Here is a 19862-nt window from a genome sequence, read left to right as displayed (position 1 = left end):
AGGTACAAGAAGATTTGCTGAAATAGAATCCGATGAAAATAAAACACCTTTTGTTTCTTTTTTTAGGGCCTGTATCTGTCATGGCACAGATGCAGCCCTTTTCTTTGCATGAAGTAAAGCTAACGCAGGGCATTTTTAAAAATGCGCAGGATATTGACTTAAAGTACATACTGGCATTGAACCCAGATAAACTGCTGGCTCCATACCTGATTGATGCAGGGCTACCACTAAAAGCTGAGCGATATGGCAACTGGGAAAGTTCGGGTCTGGATGGGCATATAGGAGGCCATTATCTTTCGGCATTGGCCATGATGTATGCAAGCACTAATGATACTGAACTAAAGAAACGCCTCGATTATATGGTTGCCGAACTGGCGCGTTGTCAGGCAAAAAATGGCAATGGATACGTAGGGGGGATTCCGCAAGGGAAAGTTTTTTGGGAAAGAATTCATAAAGGAGACATCGATGGCAGTGGTTTTGGCCTGAATAATACTTGGGTGCCACTTTATAACATTCATAAACTTTTTGCAGGTTTACGAGATGCCTACCAATATGCTGGTAATGAGCAGGCAAAACAAGTTTTAATTGGGCTTGGAGATTGGTTTATTGAGTTAATCAAGCCGCTTTCCGAAGAACAGATACAACAAATACTACGCACAGAACATGGCGGCATTAACGAAACCTTTGCCGATTTATACATTATTACAAAAGAACAGAAATATTTAGATACGGCTCAAAAACTCTCACATCGGGCCGTTTTGAATCCGCTTATCGAAAAACAGGATAAACTCACCGGTTTGCATGCCAATACGCAGATTCCTAAGGTAATAGGATTTGAAAAAATCGGAGTCTTAACCAATAATCTGGCTTGGTCGGGTGCAGCACAGTACTTCTGGCAAAACGTGTCACAATCGAGAAGCGTTGCTTTTGGCGGCAACAGCGTTCGTGAGCATTTTAATCCGGTAAACGATTTCAGTAAAATGCTGGCATCGAATCAGGGTCCAGAAACATGTAATTCATTTAATATGTTAAGGCTTAGCAAAGCATTGTTTTTGGATAAAAATGATGTAAGTTATCTGGATTTTTACGAGCGTATCCTGTATAATCATATTTTATCAAGCCAGCACCCCGAAAAAGGAGGGTTTGTTTATTTTACACCAATTCGCCCCAATCATTACAGGGTTTATTCGCAACCCGAAACCAGTATGTGGTGTTGTGTAGGTTCAGGCATTGAAAACCATACAAAATATGGAGAACTAATTTACAGCCATTCTGCTGACAATATTTTCGTTAATCTTTTTATTCCGTCAGCACTCAATTGGGAGGCAAAGGGTATCAGGCTTGTACAAAACACAGCGTTTCCGTATCAAAATCAGTCTGAATTAACAGTTAGCTCGTCTACACCAAAACAATTTGCCATAAATATCCGGTATCCGGCATGGGCCCAAAACTTCGAGGTTTTAGTAAATGGCCATAAATACAACAGTAATACAAGGCCTGTAAGTTACATTTCGCTAAACAGAAAGTGGAAATCGGGTGATAAAATTACTATTGTGTTTACCTCCTCTACAAAGCTGGAAAACCTGCCTGATGGCTCAAATTGGGTTGCGTTTCTGCATGGCCCTATTGTACTGGCTGCAAAGACATCAACCAAAGACCTGACAGGCATATTTGCTGACGATAGCAGAATGGGGCATGAAACCAAAGGCCCGCTCTATCCGATAGATAAAGCCTTCGCTCTCGTTGATGACTCTGAAAATTTTGTATCCAAACTTCAACCGCTCGGACATCTTCAGTTCCGTTTAGATTCACTCACGTTACAGCCTTTTTTTGAAATTCATGAAGCACGTTACCAGATGTATTTTCCTGCCTTTACGCAAAAGGCTTATGCGGAGCAACAGTTAAAAACTAAGCAAAAGGAAACAGAATTGCTGGCAATAGAAGCCCAAACGATAGATAAAGTAAATTGTGGTGAGCAGCAGTCTGAAGTAGACCATCTGTATAAGGGCGAAAAAAGTAGTTCAGGGTATGACGACGAACAGTTCTGGCGTGCTACCCGCGCTTATTTTTCTTATCAGTTACAAAATAGTAATCGTGCAGGTAAATGCCTTGAAATCAGTATGCTAGACGACTTTAATATAAATAACACCGAAATTTATATTAATGAAGCACTCGCTCAATCTGTTTCAATAGTAAATAAACTTATCAGAATTGAGGGAATTAATAGCGAATTAGTTAATATTAAAATCATTTCAAAAAACAACACCAATTCGCCTCGTTTTCATCAGTTCAGATTAATGAAAAAGTAAAATCAAATCATACATAAATTTTAAAATACAGTGAGAAAAGCATTTTTATCAATTATTGCAGGCTGTGTTGCGTTCACGGTGGCAGCCCAGACCAAAATCACCCTGAATACTGATCTGGCTAAAACGCAAATCAGTAAACACATTTATGGGCATTTTGCCGAACACCTCGGCAGATGTATTTATGGAGGTATATATGTAGGAGAAGGAAACACTAAAATTCCGAATACTGCCGGTGTACGTAATGATGTTATTCAGGCATTAAAAGACCTTAAAATTCCTAACCTGCGCTGGCCCGGTGGTTGTTTTGCAGATACGTATCAATGGAAAGATGGTATCGGCCCTAAAGCCAACCGCCCTAAAATGGTAAATGTATGGTGGGGAGGAGTAACCGAAGATAATAGCTTTGGCACACATGATTTTCTTGACCTTTGCGAACGAATAGGAGCAGAGCCATATCTGGCCGGAAATGTGGGTAGCGGAACAGTAAAAGACCTGACCGATTGGGTTACGTATGTGAATCATCCCGGTGGAAGCCCCATGTCAGAGCTTCGGAAACAAAACGGACGTGAAAAGCCGTGGAATGTTAAAATGTGGGGGGTAGGTAACGAAGCATGGGGTTGTGGTGGTAACATGACAGCCGAGTATTACGCCAATATTTATCGCCAGTATGCAACATTCATGACAGACTGGGATAACTCCTCAAAAATTTACAGAATTGCCTCAGGTGCAAGCGACGGAGATTATACATGGACCGAAACCCTGATGAAGAATATTCCGCATAAAATGTTGGCAGCAGTAGCTTTACATCATTATTCGGTGCTAAGTTGGACAGACAAAGGCCCTTCTGTTGATTTCAATGAAGGACAATACTTTAAAATTATGGAAGAAGCATGGCAGATGGATGAGTTCATTAAAGGACACAGCACTATCATGGATAAATATGACCCTCAGAAAAAAATAGCTCTGATTGTAGATGAATGGGGAGGTTGGTATAATGTAGAGCCGGGTACTAATCCGGGGTTTTTGTATCAGCAAAATACCATGCGTGATGCCATGATTGCTGGCTTAACACTCAATATTTTTAATAACCACGCCGACAGGGTACGTGGCGCAAATCTGGCTCAGATTGTGAATGTATTGCAGTCTGTAATTCTGACTAATGAGGAGAAAATCCTGCTCACGCCTACTTACCATGTAATGAAAATGTATAACGTGCATCAGGATGCCACCCTTGTGCCAATAAACATTGAAGCCCCTACGTACGATTTTCAGGGTAAAAAATTAACGGCTGTGTCGGCATCAGCATCAAAAGATGCGGCCGGAACTTTAAATATATCGCTTACAAATATTGATTATAGTAAACCACACGAAGTGACAATTAACCTGAGAGGGGAGGATTTCTCAAAAGTTTCAGGTCAAATTTTAGCTTCCGCAAAAATTAATGACCACAATACATTTGAGCAGCCTAACAAAGTTGCTATAAAAGATTTTGCTGGAGCAAAACTCGAAAAAGGTGTATTAAAACTCACAATACCAGCTTATTCTGTTATTGTGCTAAACTTAAAAAAGTAATTTTTTTAAATAATTAAATGCAATTTTTATACTTAAAAATATTGTGTTATATTTACACAATTTAATATAGTATTTAGCATCTATATAAATTAGGTTATTATTTGATTTAATTCGTGGAAATCATTGATTTTCACGAATTTTATTGATTTTGAATATTGTATTATTAAAATTTGCGCAAATTTTATGCAGCATATTATATAATGAATAAGTACCCTCACTCTACTCGAATACTTGTAGCACTTGATTGTATCGTCTTTGGTTTTGACGGTGAAGAACTTAAATTGCTTTTAATAAAAAGGAATTTTGAGCCTGAGAAGGGAAAATGGTCTTTAATGGGTGGGTTTCTGGAAGCCGACGAAGATCTGGAAGTAGCGGCTAATCGTATCTTATATGATTTAACAGGGTTGAAAGATATTTATTTTGAAGAAATAAAAACTTTTGGTAAAGTAGGTAGAGACCCCGTTGAGCGTACAATTTCGATTTGCTTTTTTGCTTTGATAAACATTCATGCCCATAATCAGGACTCTGCAAAGGCACAGAATGCTTATTGGATAAACCTTAAAAACCGGCCCAATTTAATTTTTGACCACAATTCAATGGTTGAATTAGCGCTGGAAAAACTGCGTTATAAAGCAGCCTTGCACCCCATAGGCTTTGAACTTTTGCCAGAAAAATTTACGATTCCACAACTTCAAAGGCTTTATGAAGCTATTTATGACACACCCCTCGATAGGCGTAATTTTAGTCGTAAAATACTTTCAACCAAACTTTTGATTGATACTGGCGAAAAAAACCAGAATTCAACAACCAAAAAGGCCATTCTTTATCGGTTAGATAAAGAAAAATATCAGAGCCAGTTTAATGCCTTTCATAACTTTATTTCAGATTCAATGATATAAAACAGCCACAAGCCAGCTAAGTGCCTGTTTATTTGTTATAAAACGAAATGTGTCATTTTAACACATAAATTAATGGAGCAACAATTTACATTAGGAGTCGATTTCGGTACCGATTCCGTTCGGGCATTATTAGTGAATACCGCCAATGGAGAATGCTTAGGTACTGCCGTAGAATATTACAAGCGTTGGCAAAGTGGCAAGTATTGCAATCCCTCAATTGCCCAGTTTCGTCAGCATCCACTCGACTATCTCGAAAGTATCGAAAGTGCTATTAAAGGAGCTTTAGCAAATGTTTCGGAAGAAATCAGACAAAATATTGTAGGAATATCGATAGACACCACAGGTTCAACGCCTGTGGCAGTTGATATAAACGGAACCCCTCTGGCTATGCTTCCGGAATTTGCCGAAAATCCTAATGGTATGTTTATCCTTTGGAAAGACCACACCGCCAATGCCGAAGCCGAGGAAATCAATAATCTGGCCCATCGGTGGGATACCGACTTTACCAAATACGTAGGCGGTATATACTCATCAGAGTGGTTCTGGGCTAAGATACTCCATACGCTCAGGGCTGATACAAGCATTCGTGAAAAAGCATTTTCATGGGTAGAGCATTGCGACTGGATTTCGGCAGTCCTTACAGGTAATACCAATCCACTTACAATGAAGCGTTCGCGGTGTGCAGCAGGGCATAAAGCCATGTGGCATGAAGAATTTGAAGGGCTTCCTTCTGAAGAATTTCTGACCCGACTCGACCCCCTTTTGGCAGGCTTGCGCAACAGGCTTTTCAGAAATACATATACCTCTGATAATGCAATGGGCAAAATTTCAGCCGAATGGGCTGAAAAACTGGGGCTTTCGACAAATGTTGTTATTGGCGTAGGTGCTTTCGACTGCCACATGGGTGCCGTAGGTGCCGAAATAGAACCTTATGACTTTGTGAGGGTTATGGGAACCTCTACTTGCGATATGCTCATTGCCCCTAATGAAGAAATCGGCCATTTGCTTATTAAGGGTATCTGTGGGCAAGTAGATGGCTCAATTATGCCGGGTATGCTCGGAATGGAAGCAGGGCAGTCAGCTTATGGCGATTATTACGCATGGTTTCAACGACTCATTACCGAACCTGTACGGGAACTACTAGGCGAGAAAGCCGCTGACGAGCTTGCACATAAACTCATTCCGTATTTGTCAGCACAAGCAGCTCTCTTGCCAGTAAGCGACAACGACCCCGTAGCTACCGACTGGATAAACGGCCGACGTACACCTGATGCCAACCACGCCCTAAAGGCTGCTTTTATGAGCTTGAATCTGGGAACAGACGCCATAAAACTTTTTAAAATGATTGTTGAAGCAACCGCTTTTGGGTCGAAAGCCATTGTTGATAGATTTATTGAAGAAGGGGTTCCAATCAGGCAAGTAATTGCCATTGGTGGAGTTGCCAAGAAATCATCATTTGTCATGCAAACGCTTTGCGATGTGCTAAATATGCCTATAAAAGTAGCTAGTTCAGACCAAGCCTGTGCTTTGGGAGCAGCCATGAATGCCTCAGTGGCAGCGGGTGCGCATCCTAATTTATTTGAAGCTCAGAAAGCAATGGGTTCAGGCTTTGATGCCCGATACGAACCCCGCCCCGAGTATGTAGAAGTTTATCAGAAGCTTTATAAAAAATATCAGCGTTTAGGAAAATCCATAGAAAACAATGCTTAATCTAAAATCCTTTGAAGTTTGGTTCGTTACGGGTAGCCAGCATTTATACGGAGAAGAAACCCTTCGACAAGTCGATGAACATTCTCAAATTATAGCAGGTGCGCTCAATAACGCACCCGCCATTCCTGTAAAAATAGTATTTAAGCCTGTTGTAAAAACACCAGACGAAATACTTGCTATTTGCAAAGAGGCTAATAATACGCCTAATTGTGTGGGTATCATTACTTGGATGCATACATTCTCGCCTGCTAAAATGTGGATTCGTGGGCTAAATGCCTTGCAAGTCCCTATTTTACACCTGCATACCCAGTTTAATCGGGACATCCCATTCGATACCATAGACATGGACTTCATGAATCTGAACCAGTCGGCACATGGCGACAGGGAGTTTGGGCATATCGTGTCGAAAATGCGTTTGAACAGAAAAGTAATTGTAGGCCACTGGCAAGATGTTTCAGTACATGAAAAAATTAATATCTGGGCTCGCGTTGCGGTAGGCCGATACCAGATGCAAAATATGAAAATAGTCCGTTTTGGCGACAATATGCGTCAGGTGGCCGTAACTGATGGTGATAAAGTAGCGGCCGAAATGAAATTTGGTTTTTCGGTCAATACCCACGCCGTAGGCGACTTGGTACAAGTAATTAACCAGATTTCTGATGCCGAAATTGGGCAACTTATTCAGGAGTACGAAGATTCTTATGAGTTAATGCCCTCGTTGAAAAAAAATGGTGAAAGGCGCGATTCGTTAATCGAAGCGGCCCGCATTGAACTGGGCCTGAAGGCATTCATGAAAGAGGGAGCTTATTCGGCCTATACCAACACTTTTGAAGATTTACATGGTATGCGCCAATTACCGGGTATAGGCTCGCAACGTATGATGGCTGCCGGATATGGCTATGGGGGTGAAGGAGACTGGAAAACATCGGCAATGGTACATATTATGAAACTAATGGCAAGCGGCATGAAAGGTGGAAATACTTTCATGGAAGATTATACCTATCATTTCAAGCCAAACAATACTTTGGTGTTGGGGTCTCACATGCTTGAAATCTGCCCATCAATTGCAGCAGGTAAAGTAAAATGTGAGGTGCATCCTTTAGGAATTGGCGGTAAAGAAGACCCCGTTCGGCTAGTTTTTAATGCAGCCGCTGGGCCAGCTTTGAACGTGTCGTTGGTTGATTTAGGAAACCGTTTCCGCCTGATTGTCAATGAAGTTGAAGCCGTAGAAGTAACAGAGTCTTTTCAGAAATTACCCACTGCCCGTGCTTTATGGAAACCACAGCCAGACATGAAAATTGGTCTTGAAGCTTGGATTCTGGCAGGAGGGGCGCATCATACCGTATATAGCCAGAACCTTACCACAGAGTATATCGAAGATTTGGCCGATATGCTTAATACCGAGTTGGTAGTAATTGATACAACCACAACTATCAGAAGCTTAAAGAATGAACTTAAAATAAACGAAGTATTCTACTCATGAGCGCATATAAATCATTAAAAGAAGAATGCTACGAAGCTAATATGATGCTTCCAAAGCTAAATTTGGTTTTGTTCACTTTTGGTAATGTAAGTGCCATCGACAGGGCAAACGCTGTTTTTGCTATAAAACCCAGTGGTGTGCCTTACGAGTCGCTAAAAGCCGATGATATTGTGATAGTAGACTATAACGCCAGACTTGTCGAAGGAAAACTTCGCCCTTCGTCAGATACCAAAACACACGCCCAACTTTATAAAAACTGGGAAAAGATTGGCGGCATTACCCACACCCATAGTACCTATGCGGTAGCATGGGCGCAAGCGGGGTTAGACATTCCGATTTTTGGCACTACTCATGCCGACCATACGCATCGGGATATTCCGTGTGCGCCCGTCTTGACCGACGAAATGATTCAGGGAGATTATGAGTTTGAAACGGGCAATCAGATATTCGATGTATTTAAGGCCAAAGGTTTATCGCCTCAGGAAGTAGAAATGGTTTTATTACAAAATCATGGACCATTTACGTGGGGTAAAAATGCTGAAAAATCGGTTTATAATGCCGCCGTTCTGGAAGAAGTAGCCCGAATGGCCCTACTTACTTTGCAAATAAACCCCAATACCCCCAGAATAAAAGATACCTTACGCATGAAACACTATGAGCGTAAACATGGTAAAAATGCTTACTATGGGCAAGGGTATTGAACTGATATATTCTTTACTTTAAACTTTAAACTCATGAAATTCTTTATTGATACAGCTAATTTATCTGAAATTCAGGAAGCCACCGATTTAGGCGTGCTTGATGGTGTAACTACAAATCCTTCACTGATGGCAAAGGAGGGCATTTCAGGCCATGAAAATATCCTGAATCACTACCGCACTATTTGTGAAATTGTAGATGGCCCTATATCAGCAGAAGTAATTTCGACTGATTATGAAGGAATCATCAAGGAAGGGGAGGAACTGGCCGAAATACACCCTAATATTGTTGTGAAAGTTCCTATGATAAAAGACGGAATAAAGGCTATTAAATATTTCAGCGAAAAAGGTATTCGTACCAATTGCACCCTAGTGTTTTCGGCAGGTCAGGCACTATTGGCAGCAAAAGCCGGAGCTACTTATGTTTCGCCTTTTATCGGAAGGCTCGATGATATTTCTGTTGATGGTTTAGAACTAATTCAGCAAATCCGACTTATATTTGACAATTACGGTTATGAAACCGAAATATTAGCTGCTTCTGTTCGTCATCCTATGCACATTATTAAATGTGCTGAAATTGGCTCTGATGTCATGACCGGCCCTTTGAGTGCTATTACCGCTTTGTTAAAGCACCCCTTAACCGACATAGGTTTAGAGAAGTTTTTGGCCGACTACAAAAAAGTAAATGGCTAATATTCTACGCCTGTTTGCTTAACTTATTCAACCTTAATACATCTAACTAAATGACACTCGGACTCGAAACCCTCGATTATTTCATCTTTCTGGTTTATTTTATTATTGTTTCATCTTACGGGTACTGGATTTATAAAAACAAAGGCAAGCAATCGGCCGATAGTAAAGATTTTTTTCTTGCAGAAGGCTCACTTACATGGTGGGCAATAGGGGCGTCTATTATCGCCTCGAATATTTCGGCTGAACAGTTTATCGGAATGAGCGGGCAGGCATTTCAGTTAGGTATAGCCATTTCGGTTTATGAGCTTTTGGGTGGGGTTTCTTTATTGATTGTGGCGGTTTATTTCCTGCCTATGTACCTCAATAACAAGATTTTTACAATGCCGCAATTTCTGGCTAAACGCTATGACGGACGCTTGTCGACAATTATGGCGGTTTTCTGGCTTTTTCTATACATCTTCGTCAATCTTACCTCTATTATCTATCTTGGGGGGCTTAGTTTAGAAAAAATGACAGGTTTTAGTTTTATGACTTGCGCTATTTTCCTGACCACATTTGCGGTAATTATTACTTTAGGCGGAATGAAAGTCATTGGTTATACAGATGTTATTCAGGTAGTTTGCTTGATTTTCGGCGGCTTGGCAACCACTTATCTGGCACTCGAACTACTTTCGAATAAAGTAGGAACGGGGTCTGGTGTGTTTGAAGGCATAAACCTTATTGCACAAAAAGCCGAGGGGCATCTGCACATGATTTTCAAGCCCAACCAGTATCAGGTGCATGATGGAAAAGGAGGATTCATTGATGCGTATCGTCAGGTGCCGGGTATTATGATGTTTATTATTGGTGGGCAGTGGGTAAATAACCTGAACTATTTTGGCTGTAACCAATACATTACACAGCGCGCTTTAGGTGCTGATATTTCGACGGCACGGAATGGTGTTTTATTTGCGGCTTTCATGAAAATGTTAATGCCATTTATTGTGGTTCTTCCGGGTTTGGCTGCCTATGTAATTTTTCAGGAAAACGCCGATGCTTCAATTGTAAACGGAATCACACAAAACGGAATCGTAAAACCTGATAATGCCTATCCGGTGTTGTTAAACTTGTTACCTGTGGGTTTAAAAGGGCTGGCTTTTGCTGCGCTTACGGCAGCCATTGTTGCCTCATTGGCTGGTAAAGCCAATAGTATTTCGACAATATATGTGTTAGATATCCATAAAAAATTCTTCAATAAGAATCTATCTGAAAAACAAACCGTCTGGACAGGCCGCGTAGTTATTATCATTGCTTTTATTATTGCCTTGATTGTAAGCCCGCTGCTGGCAAATTTCGGTCAGGCATTTGAGTATATTCAAGTATATACTGGCTATGTTTCGCCGGGTATTCTAAGTATATTTGTGCTTGGTTTCTTCTGGAAAAAAGCAACAGCGAACGGAGCATTAACTGCCGCCGTACTAAGTATTGTGTTATCGGCCATTATTGAGAGGCTGTATCCTGAATTTCCGTTCATGAATCGTATGGGTGTTGTGTTCTGGATTTGTTCCTTAGCTCATATTGTAGTGAGTTTAATTTCAGGAAAAGGCAAAATTCAGGAAAATGCCTTTGAGGTTAAAAAAGAGTGGTTTAAAGTTGAAACACCTTTTGCTATTGGAGCATTGGTAGTATTAGCTATATTTACAATTATTTATACAATTTTCTGGTAAAATCTATTCAAACTACAATTATGAACTTAAAAACCCTCGGTGTAATTCTTTGTGGTGTAGCCATAATGCAGAGTTGTACCTCAAAAAACTCAGACAGTACGCAGGCATCCGACTCTTTAAAAGTAAATAAAATCGAAAAAGTGGCTTTCGGAAAGCTACCTGATGGTACAGTTGCCGACCTTTATACCTTGCATAATGCTAATGGTATGGAGGTGAAAATTACCAACTACGGTGGTACTATTACAAGCCTGACTGCCCCTAATAAAAATGGTAAATACGAAAACGTAACGCTGGCTTGTGATTCGCTCAGTGGGTACCTGAAAGGCGTGCCTTACTTTGGAGCTTTGGTTGGGCGATATGGCAACCGTATTGCTAAAGGTAAATTTACTTTAGACGGGAAAGAGTATAGTCTGGCACAGAATAACGGAGTAAATGCGTTGCATGGAGGTAAAAAAGGATTTGATAAAGTACTCTGGACAGCCACACCCATAGATGGAGAAGAACCACAGCTAAAACTTAATTATACGTCGGCCGATGGGGAAGAAGGATACCCCGGTAAGTTGGAAGTAGAAGTAGTTTATACGCTTCAAAAAGATAATTCTTTAAAAATTGATTATAAAGCAACTACCGATAAAGCTACTGTGGTGAATCTGACGAATCATACATATTTTAACCTGACAGGTGATGCAAATAAAGAGATTCTGGACCATGAACTTACTTTACAGGCCGATAAATTTGTGCCAGTTAATGAAACGCTGATTCCGACCGGAGAGTTAAAAGCGGTTGCAGGTACACCATTCGATTTTACTACGACACATAAAATCGGAGAAAGAATCAATGATACTAAAGATATTCAGATTAAATATGGTAAAGGTTATGACCATTGTTGGGTATTTACCGATTCGGGCAATCAACTTAAAAATGTAGCTTCTGTATATGAAGCAACTTCGGGTCGTTTGATGGAGGTATTAACAACCGAACCAGCTATTCAATTTTATACAGGAAACTTTCTGGATGGTTCTGTGATAGGAAAAGGAGGCATTCCGGCCAAGTTCCGCACGGGTTTTTGTTTAGAAACAGAGCATTATCCTGATTCGCCGAATCAGCCAAAATTCCCGACTACGGTTCTCAAACCTGGTGAAACCTACCAGACTACTACGGTTTATAAGTTTTCATCAAAATAAAAAAATAAAAACCCTTATAAAGCATAAGGGTTTTATTTTTTGCTCTATTCTATTCCTTTACTCTTGTTAATTTCATTTCACCTCTTTCGTTTTTAATAATAATTTCATTGTCATTAACTAATTCGCCTGTGCTGTTGATAGTCATGTCATTAAACGAAATGCTATAAGAAAACTTTTTCCCATCAACCTTTCCGTTCTCAATTTTGGTTTCGCCAAACTGTGTTTTCCAGATTCCTTTCAGTTCATTACCTTCTACCTTGAAGGTGTAATTTATTTCAAAGGTTCCATTAGGGGTCTCGCGGGAACCTTTCCAATTGCCATCAATCGGATTTTGGGCAAAAGCGGTAAATGTGCCTAAAAGCAACAATAACATTAAAAACTGTTTCATAACGAATAAATTTTGATTGAATAATTAAGTAAATATGAATTAAAGGTTGAGCGTTTGTTTTGAACGCCTTGAGATGAGTCTTAACTCCTTTGAGCGAAAAACACAAATGTACATTATTGTTCAGGCTCACTGTTTTAACCCGATTACTTTAAAATAGGCGGGTTTGGGTTGGTTGTTTCTGTCAAATAGCAACGGATAATTGGTTCTGCCGCGAATCGGCCAGTTGTTTAGCCAACTATCAGCATCGGTGACTCCCCAGAAAGTTACCCTTGAGACCTTATCTTTATGTTTCAGTAGCAACTTGAATAATGCTTCGTAGTCATTGGCTAGTTGTTGCTGAACTGTATCAGGTAAACCGTTCGTATATGGGTTTGACTCACTTGTATTGGCTAATCGTTGATTAACATCAGCCCCTTGAAAGTTTCGTGGAAGTACTTCAATATCCAATTCGGTTATCATTACTTTTACCCCTAATGCCGAATACTGAAGAATGCTCTCTTCAATATCTTTCAGCGGAACTTTACCAAGATGCCAATGCCCTTGTATACCTACGCCGTCAATCCGAACACCTGCATTTTTAATTTTTTTAACAAGATTAATACACCCTGCTCGTTTGGCTGGTTGCTCGTTGTTGTAGTCATTATAATATAATTCAGTGTTTGGAGTAGCTTCTTGCGCCAGACGAAAAGCCTCGGTTATGTAGTCTTCGCCTAGTTTTTGAAGAAACACTGAGTTTCTTAGGGTTCCGTCTTCGTTAAGTGCTTCATTGACTACATCCCAAGAAAAAACTTGCCCTTTGTAGTGCCCGGCAACGGTTTTAATATGGTCGGTAAAGAAAGTTCTGATTGAATCTTTACTCTGAATCTGCCGGATAAAGGCTGGTAACTGGCTATGCCAGATGAGCGTGTGTCCATTTATTTTAATATGATGCTTGTTGCCATACTCTACCAGTTTATCACCCATTCTGAAATCGTAAGTATCCCATTTAGGGTGTAATAGTGCCGATTTCATTACATTTTCTGGAGTAGCCACATTAAAGTTTTGTATGATGAGTTCGTTCACAGCCGGATTCCGTTCTTCAATCTGCCATGAATTAAGTGCTGTGCCGATGGCAAAATCATTTTTGAAGGCTTCTTTCAACGACAGTGCCTCACTATCTTGACCTTGATAAGTAAAGTTTGAGAATAATAATACTCCCCAGCCAAGAAGAATAAATGTCTTTATTTTCATGTAATAATCGTGATTTTAAGATTAACTATACATTTGCTATTTGTTTAGAATGGAATCTAACGTCTATAATTTACAGACGTTAGATTAATTTGCGAAACAAAACTATAATTATCAAGTAATTCTGGCTTTTTATTCTACGGTATTGATTAAAGTGCCTATTGGGTCAATCGTAATGTGTATGGTATCACCTTTTATTAACGAAAAGCTATCAGGCGGCACAATGCCCGTGCCTGTCATTAAAAAACATCCATGCGGAAAGCTGCAATCAAAGGTCAGGTATCTGACAAGTTCGGCAAACTCCCTCTTCATCTGGCTCAAATGCGTTGCCTGTGAAAATACACCTACCCCTTCACGTTCAATCAAAAGCCTGATTTCGGTTTCTTTGGCAATAGGTTGGGGTAGTACCAATATACAAGGGCCAATGGCCGCACTTTTATCGTACGATTTAGCCTGTGGCAGATACAACGGGTTTTCTCCTTCAATATCTCTCGAACTCATATCGTTGCCGATGGTATAGCCTGCAATGTCACCTTTCGAGTTCACGAAGAGTGTTAGTTCAGGTTCTGGTACATTCCATTTTGAATCTCGTCTGATTTTTACACCTTGTGTATGCCCCACAGTGCGTGCAGCAGTTGCTTTAAAGAATATTTCGGGGCGGTCTGCGGCATAAACCCTGTCATAAAAATCTCCGCCACCAGCATCTTTTGATTCTTCCATTCGGGCATTCTTGCTACGGAGATACGTTACGCCCGATGCCCACACTTCCTGTGAAACAATAGGGGGTAACAGTATCTCGTCTAAGCTAAAATCTTTTTGGGCTACTTTGTGTGTAACAGTGTCATGAAGAAACTGATACAGATTAGGTTGGTTAATCAGCGAATCAAAGCTCAGGTCATCGTAAGCATAAAAACTGCTATTGTGTTCAAGGTAAGGGCCAAGTGTTGTATTATAAATTTTCATTATTGGATAACAAGCGTATAAATTGGAATAATTAAAGTGTTTTGAAGGATATAATACCCAGAAAAAAGGATGTCATAGTTATTATATCCTTCAAGGTTTGAGTGGTTTTATTCAAAGAAAGGTACACCGGGTGCGGCATATTTTTTCATTCCTTCTTCGTTGATTTCTACGCCGATTCCGGGTTCGTCACGTACACGGATGAAGCCATTTTTTTCAACCATATCTCCTTTAAAGGTAACTATCTCTTTAAACATCGGGTCTTTATGGAAATATATCTGCCATTCCATAATCATAAAGTTAGGTACAGAAGCACACACGTGTGCACACGCCATTGCTCCCAGATACGACGCCACCATGTGCGGTGCAAACGGTACGTAGTACAGGTTTGCCAGATTGGCAATCCGCTGTCCTTCTCCAAGGCCACCACATTTTTGTAAATCGGGCATAATAATATCTACGGCCCCGCTCTCAAGCAAGGGCCTGAACCCATAAGCAAGGTAATGATTTTCGCCAGCGCAAATAGGTGTTGAAGTAGAAGCCGCTATTTTTTTGTAGGCATCGGTATTTTCGGCCGGAATGGGTTCTTCAAGCCACATTAAACCGAGGGGTTCTAGCATTTTTGCAGCTCTTTCACCAGTAGTTGCATCATATCGGCCGTGCATATCGGCACATATATCAATTTTAGGACCTACTTCTTTTCTGGCAGCCGCCATTTGGTCGTACATACGTTGTAGTTCGGCAGGGCTGGCTGTCCAGTTGAAACGGTCATATTTGTTAGGGTCATTGCCTTGATCTAAGTCAAATTTAACAGCCGTAAAGCCCATATCTACGGCTTCGCGGGCAGCTTTTGCAAAGTCTTCGGGTTTAGGTAACTGATTCTGATAAAGGGCGGTATCCATGTAAACCCGTATGGTATCTCTGAATTTTCCACCTAAAAGCTGGTAAACGGGTACGCCCAGTGCTTTACCTGCAATGTCCCATAGGGCTGTTTCGATGGCCGTCAGTACAGCCACAAACATTCCTGACTGCGCACCTTCAAAAAAACCTGATTTCCTGATAGACTCAAATAACCGATGTACGTTCAAAGGATTTTGTCCTTGAATTCTGCGGCCCATTGATTTAACAAGATGATAAGTGCCAGGCGTGGCATCAACTCCTTCGCCATGCCCTATAATGCCCTGATTAGTATAGATTTTAACAAATAAGCTATGCCCACCGCGGATGTATCCGGCCTTGATGTCGGTTATTTTTAAATCAGAAGGGGCCGAACTTTTAGGGGCTTTGTCAACGGCATTGATATATTCATTGCCAAATGTTGAAAATGAGGTGGCAGCCAAAGCAGAACTTACGGCTGCTTTCTGGAAAAAATTTCTTCTGTTCACTTAATTATATAGGTTTTGGGAGGATTTACCCCCTGATTGAATAAAATAAAATTGTGTTGTATTAATGCCTACCAAGTTCTTTGCTTTAAGATTTCCTGAATCTGTGCAGGGTCAACGGGTAGGTTGTTGATATGCTCGCGGAGCCATTGCGAAAAATCTTTTTCAATTTCGTCTGACCATCGGGTATCAATCTGCCCCGGCGTATACTTTTGTTCACGTAACCTCTGGTGGCCAAACATATCGCGCAGTCTCACTACTTCAGATACTTTTACTACTTCCTCGGCCAGATGCGGAGGAATAAATATGACACCGCCGTCTCTGCCCAGAACAATATCACCGGGCATCACAGTGGCTGCACCAATGCGGGTAGGTTGATTAATGCCCACCAATGTAGTATTTAAAGCCCTTTTGGGTTCATTTAAATGATGCGATGGATGATAACTTTTGTAAAAAGAGGTAAATCCGCCTATTTCTTTCAGACCGCTTAAATCTCTGACAGCCCCGTTATAAACAATTCCGTTACCTGTTTTGGCATAAATTGAATTACCGAGGTTGTCGCCAATTGTTGGGCCATCTTCATAGGCATTAAACTGGTCAACTACATATACATCGCCTTTAATGAGTAAATCAATAGGCCACGCATTCTGAGATTTGATACGCCCGTCTTTCTCATGGCCTTTATCGTCGATGGCGGTCTGGATATCTGGCCTTCCGGGTGTAAAAATGGCTGTAACAGCCCTACCAACCAGAACAGAATCAGGGTTTATGGTTTGCCAGTTGCCTTCAAACTGGTATCTGTAATTATGGTTTCTTAATACAGCCCATGCCTCTTCCAATGTTACTTTTTTCATGCGTTTCAGAATGGCATCATCTACTTTGGGCCTTCCGTCTGGAAATCTTTCTCCTTTCCATTCACGGGTCAGGTGAAGCAGGTATTCTTTTGTGATTTGTTGCGCTTGGAGCATTGATAAGCTAAAAAGTAGCAAAATGCTCAGGTAAAATTTTCTCATAGGGAGTCTGATTGAATAGTTTTAAGAGGTTTTCAGAAACTAGCTATTTTTATGGCTGCTTGGCAGGTTGTTTTTTACTCCAGAAGTTTGCCAGCATTGACCCTGTAATATTCATGACTGGGCCAAAGATTGCCGGTGCTAGTCCTGCGGTGGCAATACGGCCCATTTCGTTGGCCAAAGCCGAGGCTAAGCCTGCATTTTGCATCCCTACTTCAAGAGAAACCGCTCGTGCATCGTCTTCTTTCAGTTTCAGCATTTTTGCAAATAAATAGCCAAGCGTGTAGCCAAAAATATTATGGATAATAACCACAAGTACAAGTAATAAGCCCACTGTTCGGAGGGAATTAGCGCCACTGGCTGTAACAATAAGTATAATGTATGCAATGCCTAGCATAGAAAATGCTGGCAATATATGTTTGAAGCGTGCTACTACCTTAGGTACTATTTTGTTGATAACCAATCCCAATATAATCGGTAAAAGCACCATTTGTGCCATATCCCAGAACATTGCCCAGAATTCGACTTCTATGAAACCACCACCCAGATATTTCATAAGGAAAGGGGTCATTACCGGAGCTACCAGCGTGGCAATTGTAGTAATGGTAATAGATAAAGCTACATTTGCCTTAGCCATTAATGCCATCACGTTTGAAGCAAGCCCACTCGGACTACTACCAATGAGAATAATACCTGCGGCAATTTCGGGTGGGAAACTGAAAACTTTTGACAAGCCTAGCCCCAGAAAAGGCATAATGGTAAACTGGCAAACTAAGCCTATCAATACCTTTTTAGGAGATTTAAAAATGGCTGCAAAATCTTTGACTGTCATGGTAGCCCCCATGCCTAACATAATTACCTGTAAAACAGGCTTGATAAATGTATTAAGTTTTACTCCCCCAACACTACTGAACGTATCAGGGAAATTATAGCCAAGAATTACAAGTAAAATGATACTTAAAGTATACCAATAGTCTTTTAATTTCATTCGTTTCTTTTAGAAAAGTGATAGGAAACAATTGAATTACAGGGTTAAGGCTTTGCTTAACCCTGCAAAATATTCGGGATGAGTGGTAACTATTGTTTATCCCAGAACACTCTGGTGGTAAGGTTATCTGCACCCATTCTGCTCACTGCCTTCTGATAATTTTCGTTGTTTCTTGACGACTCTTCATTCGGATAGGCAAAACGTCTGACAAATCCGCCCTGTAAATTATTGTTATATTTATTTGGGCTTAAAGCCGGAAAACCGCTCCGTCTGAAATTAGCGAACGATTCAGCACCATTTCCTAAACTTGCTATCCAGTATTGAGTATTAATCAGTTCAAGTGCTTTGGCATCCGAGAATTTTACAAGCGGGCTTGCCAGATAACTAGCTTTGGTTGATGCAGGAATACCTGATGCAGGTACATTCGGGTATAATATGTATTCGTCCATCGATGCTATAACTCCTGCCTCATAATATTCTTTGGCACTCAGGGCATTGGTTAGCCCAGCTAACCAGCCTCTTTGAGCAGCTTCTGCCAATAATAGTTTGGTCTGCGAATTGGTTACATAAAAGATTGGAGCAGTTGCACTACCAAAAACCGAATAATTTAACTGAGAATAGTTGTGTCCTGTGCCTTGAGGCCCTCGGTAATCAGGGTTTTTCAGAATGGTTGTCTGGTCATATCCGACCGGAAGACCAAATTGTTTAGCCGAAGTGGTATCAGGCGTAAGTGCTAAAACCTGATTAGGGTCGCTGTATTTGCCCGAGACATATTTCAAACGTGGGTCATTAGTCGATTTAAGCTGATTAACGAATGGCTCGGCCAAGTAATAAAAATAAGGGTTTGTTCCTCTTGGCCCTGAATTAAGAGGATTGTTATAGATAGCATTATAGACGATGTAAGGATTGTCTGCGTTTGTTTGAATCAACCCGCCTCTGAATGCCTCCTGAACTATGCTTTTGGCCTTGTTCTGGTCAATTTTAGAATATCGCATCCCGATACGTAAAAGTAAAGAATTGCCCACTTTTTTCCACTTATCTATCTGGTCGGTAGCCGAAAGTTTTCCAAAAAACAAATCTTCTTTTACTCCTCCCTTAGAAGCGTCAAGAGCAGCTGTTGCCGATTTTATTTCATTATATATATCTTCATAAATTACTTTGTCTTCATCATATTTAGGGTAGAAGATACCTTCAAGATAGGCTTTTCCGGCCTGACTGTACGGTACATCGCCGTAGGTATCTGTAAGGGTCATAAAAATGTATGATTTCCAGATACGAGCCATGTTATAAAGATTACTTTTAGAGGCGTCATTCTTACTCAGGCTTAGCACCTGTTCAAGCAATTTTACTGGGCCCGGATAACTGTTATTCCAGCGAGGAATATTAAAGTTGTTGTTGTCTTCGTTGAGGTTGAAGCCCGAGGTTGCGCCTGAATTGTAGACATTTAAAAATTGCTGAACAATTGTTTGTTCGCCCTCCCAGAAACCCGCATCGGTAGTTCTCTGGGCGTTGGTAAACAAAAGCGCGGGGTCTATCTTCGTAAGGGCATAAGGATTTGTATTCTCAATTTCAAATCCTTTATCACAAGATGCCAGAACAATCAGAAGAAAGAGTACAGATATTTTATATACTATCTTATTCATTTTTTAAAGT

Annotated in this window: 16 protein-coding genes; 9 read left to right on the top strand and 7 right to left on the bottom strand. The window is 40.7% G+C overall.

What is annotated here, in order from left to right; all coding sequences use genetic code 11:
• Positions 1–32: 32 nt before the first annotated feature.
• The 9 genes from WAA15_RS08320 to WAA15_RS08280 all read left to right on the top strand — a co-directional run bounded on the left by WAA15_RS08320 (position 33) and on the right by WAA15_RS08280 (position 12254).
• Entirely contained in the window at positions 33–2309 is a 2277-nt protein-coding gene (locus WAA15_RS08320; RefSeq protein WP_337042264.1) for a glycoside hydrolase family 127 protein, read from the top strand.
• A gap of 30 nt (positions 2310–2339) precedes the next feature.
• Positions 2340–3881, top strand: coding sequence for an alpha-N-arabinofuranosidase (locus WAA15_RS08315; protein WP_337042263.1), 1542 nt, complete (start codon positions 2340–2342; stop codon positions 3879–3881).
• Between the two features lie 200 nt (positions 3882–4081).
• Positions 4082–4780 (top strand): NUDIX hydrolase, encoded by a 699-nt coding sequence (locus WAA15_RS08310; protein ID WP_337042262.1) that lies wholly within the window; start codon positions 4082–4084, stop codon positions 4778–4780.
• A 72-nt stretch (positions 4781–4852) separates the two neighbouring features.
• Entirely contained in the window at positions 4853–6490 is a 1638-nt protein-coding gene (locus WAA15_RS08305) for a ribulokinase (RefSeq protein WP_337042261.1), read from the top strand.
• Positions 6483–7973, top strand: coding sequence for an L-arabinose isomerase (araA, locus tag WAA15_RS08300; RefSeq protein WP_337042260.1), 1491 nt, complete (start codon positions 6483–6485; stop codon positions 7971–7973). Before WAA15_RS08305 ends, araA begins: the two co-directional genes overlap by 8 nt.
• Positions 7970–8674, top strand: a complete 705-nt coding sequence (locus WAA15_RS08295) for an L-ribulose-5-phosphate 4-epimerase (protein ID WP_337042259.1) — start codon at positions 7970–7972, stop codon at positions 8672–8674. Before araA ends, WAA15_RS08295 begins: the two co-directional genes overlap by 4 nt.
• A gap of 33 nt (positions 8675–8707) precedes the next feature.
• Complete coding sequence (fsa, locus tag WAA15_RS08290; protein ID WP_337042258.1) at positions 8708–9364, top strand: fructose-6-phosphate aldolase; 657 nt, start codon at positions 8708–8710, stop codon at positions 9362–9364.
• A 50-nt stretch (positions 9365–9414) separates the two neighbouring features.
• Entirely contained in the window at positions 9415–11070 is a 1656-nt protein-coding gene (locus tag WAA15_RS08285; protein ID WP_337042257.1) for a sodium/sugar symporter, read from the top strand.
• A gap of 20 nt (positions 11071–11090) precedes the next feature.
• Positions 11091–12254: an aldose epimerase family protein gene (locus WAA15_RS08280; RefSeq protein WP_337042256.1), complete on the top strand. Its 1164-nt coding sequence runs from the start codon at positions 11091–11093 to the stop codon at positions 12252–12254.
• Between the two features lie 49 nt (positions 12255–12303).
• Here the strand turns inward: WAA15_RS08280 and WAA15_RS08275 are convergent, their stop codons facing one another.
• The 7 genes from WAA15_RS08275 to WAA15_RS08245 form a co-directional block, all read right to left on the bottom strand.
• Positions 12304–12642, bottom strand: coding sequence for a hypothetical protein (locus WAA15_RS08275; RefSeq protein ID WP_337042255.1), 339 nt, complete (start codon positions 12640–12642; stop codon positions 12304–12306).
• 126 nt (positions 12643–12768) lie between these two features.
• Entirely contained in the window at positions 12769–13872 is a 1104-nt protein-coding gene (locus WAA15_RS08270; protein WP_337042254.1) for an endo-1,4-beta-xylanase, read from the bottom strand.
• Between the two features lie 129 nt (positions 13873–14001).
• The gene (locus WAA15_RS08265; protein WP_337042253.1) at positions 14002–14832 is read right to left on the bottom strand and encodes a fumarylacetoacetate hydrolase family protein; all 831 of its coding nucleotides are present in this window, start codon (positions 14830–14832) and stop codon (positions 14002–14004) included.
• A 107-nt stretch (positions 14833–14939) separates the two neighbouring features.
• Entirely contained in the window at positions 14940–16214 is a 1275-nt protein-coding gene (locus WAA15_RS08260) for a mandelate racemase/muconate lactonizing enzyme family protein (RefSeq protein ID WP_337042252.1), read from the bottom strand.
• A gap of 68 nt (positions 16215–16282) precedes the next feature.
• Positions 16283–17224 (bottom strand): RraA family protein, encoded by a 942-nt coding sequence (locus WAA15_RS08255; protein WP_337042251.1) that lies wholly within the window; start codon positions 17222–17224, stop codon positions 16283–16285.
• A 49-nt stretch (positions 17225–17273) separates the two neighbouring features.
• Positions 17274–18209: a bile acid:sodium symporter family protein gene (locus WAA15_RS08250; RefSeq protein WP_337042250.1), complete on the bottom strand. Its 936-nt coding sequence runs from the start codon at positions 18207–18209 to the stop codon at positions 17274–17276.
• Between the two features lie 89 nt (positions 18210–18298).
• Positions 18299–19852, bottom strand: coding sequence for a SusD/RagB family nutrient-binding outer membrane lipoprotein (locus WAA15_RS08245; protein ID WP_337042249.1), 1554 nt, complete (start codon positions 19850–19852; stop codon positions 18299–18301).
• Between the last annotated feature and the right edge of the window lie 10 nt (positions 19853–19862).

Origin of the sequence: Emticicia sp. 17c (assembly GCF_037153985.1) — a bacterium.
Taxonomy (GTDB): Bacteria; Bacteroidota; Bacteroidia; order Cytophagales; family Spirosomataceae; genus Emticicia.
Note: the sequence above shows the minus strand (reverse complement) of the source record. Positions and strands in the feature narration are given on the sequence as shown.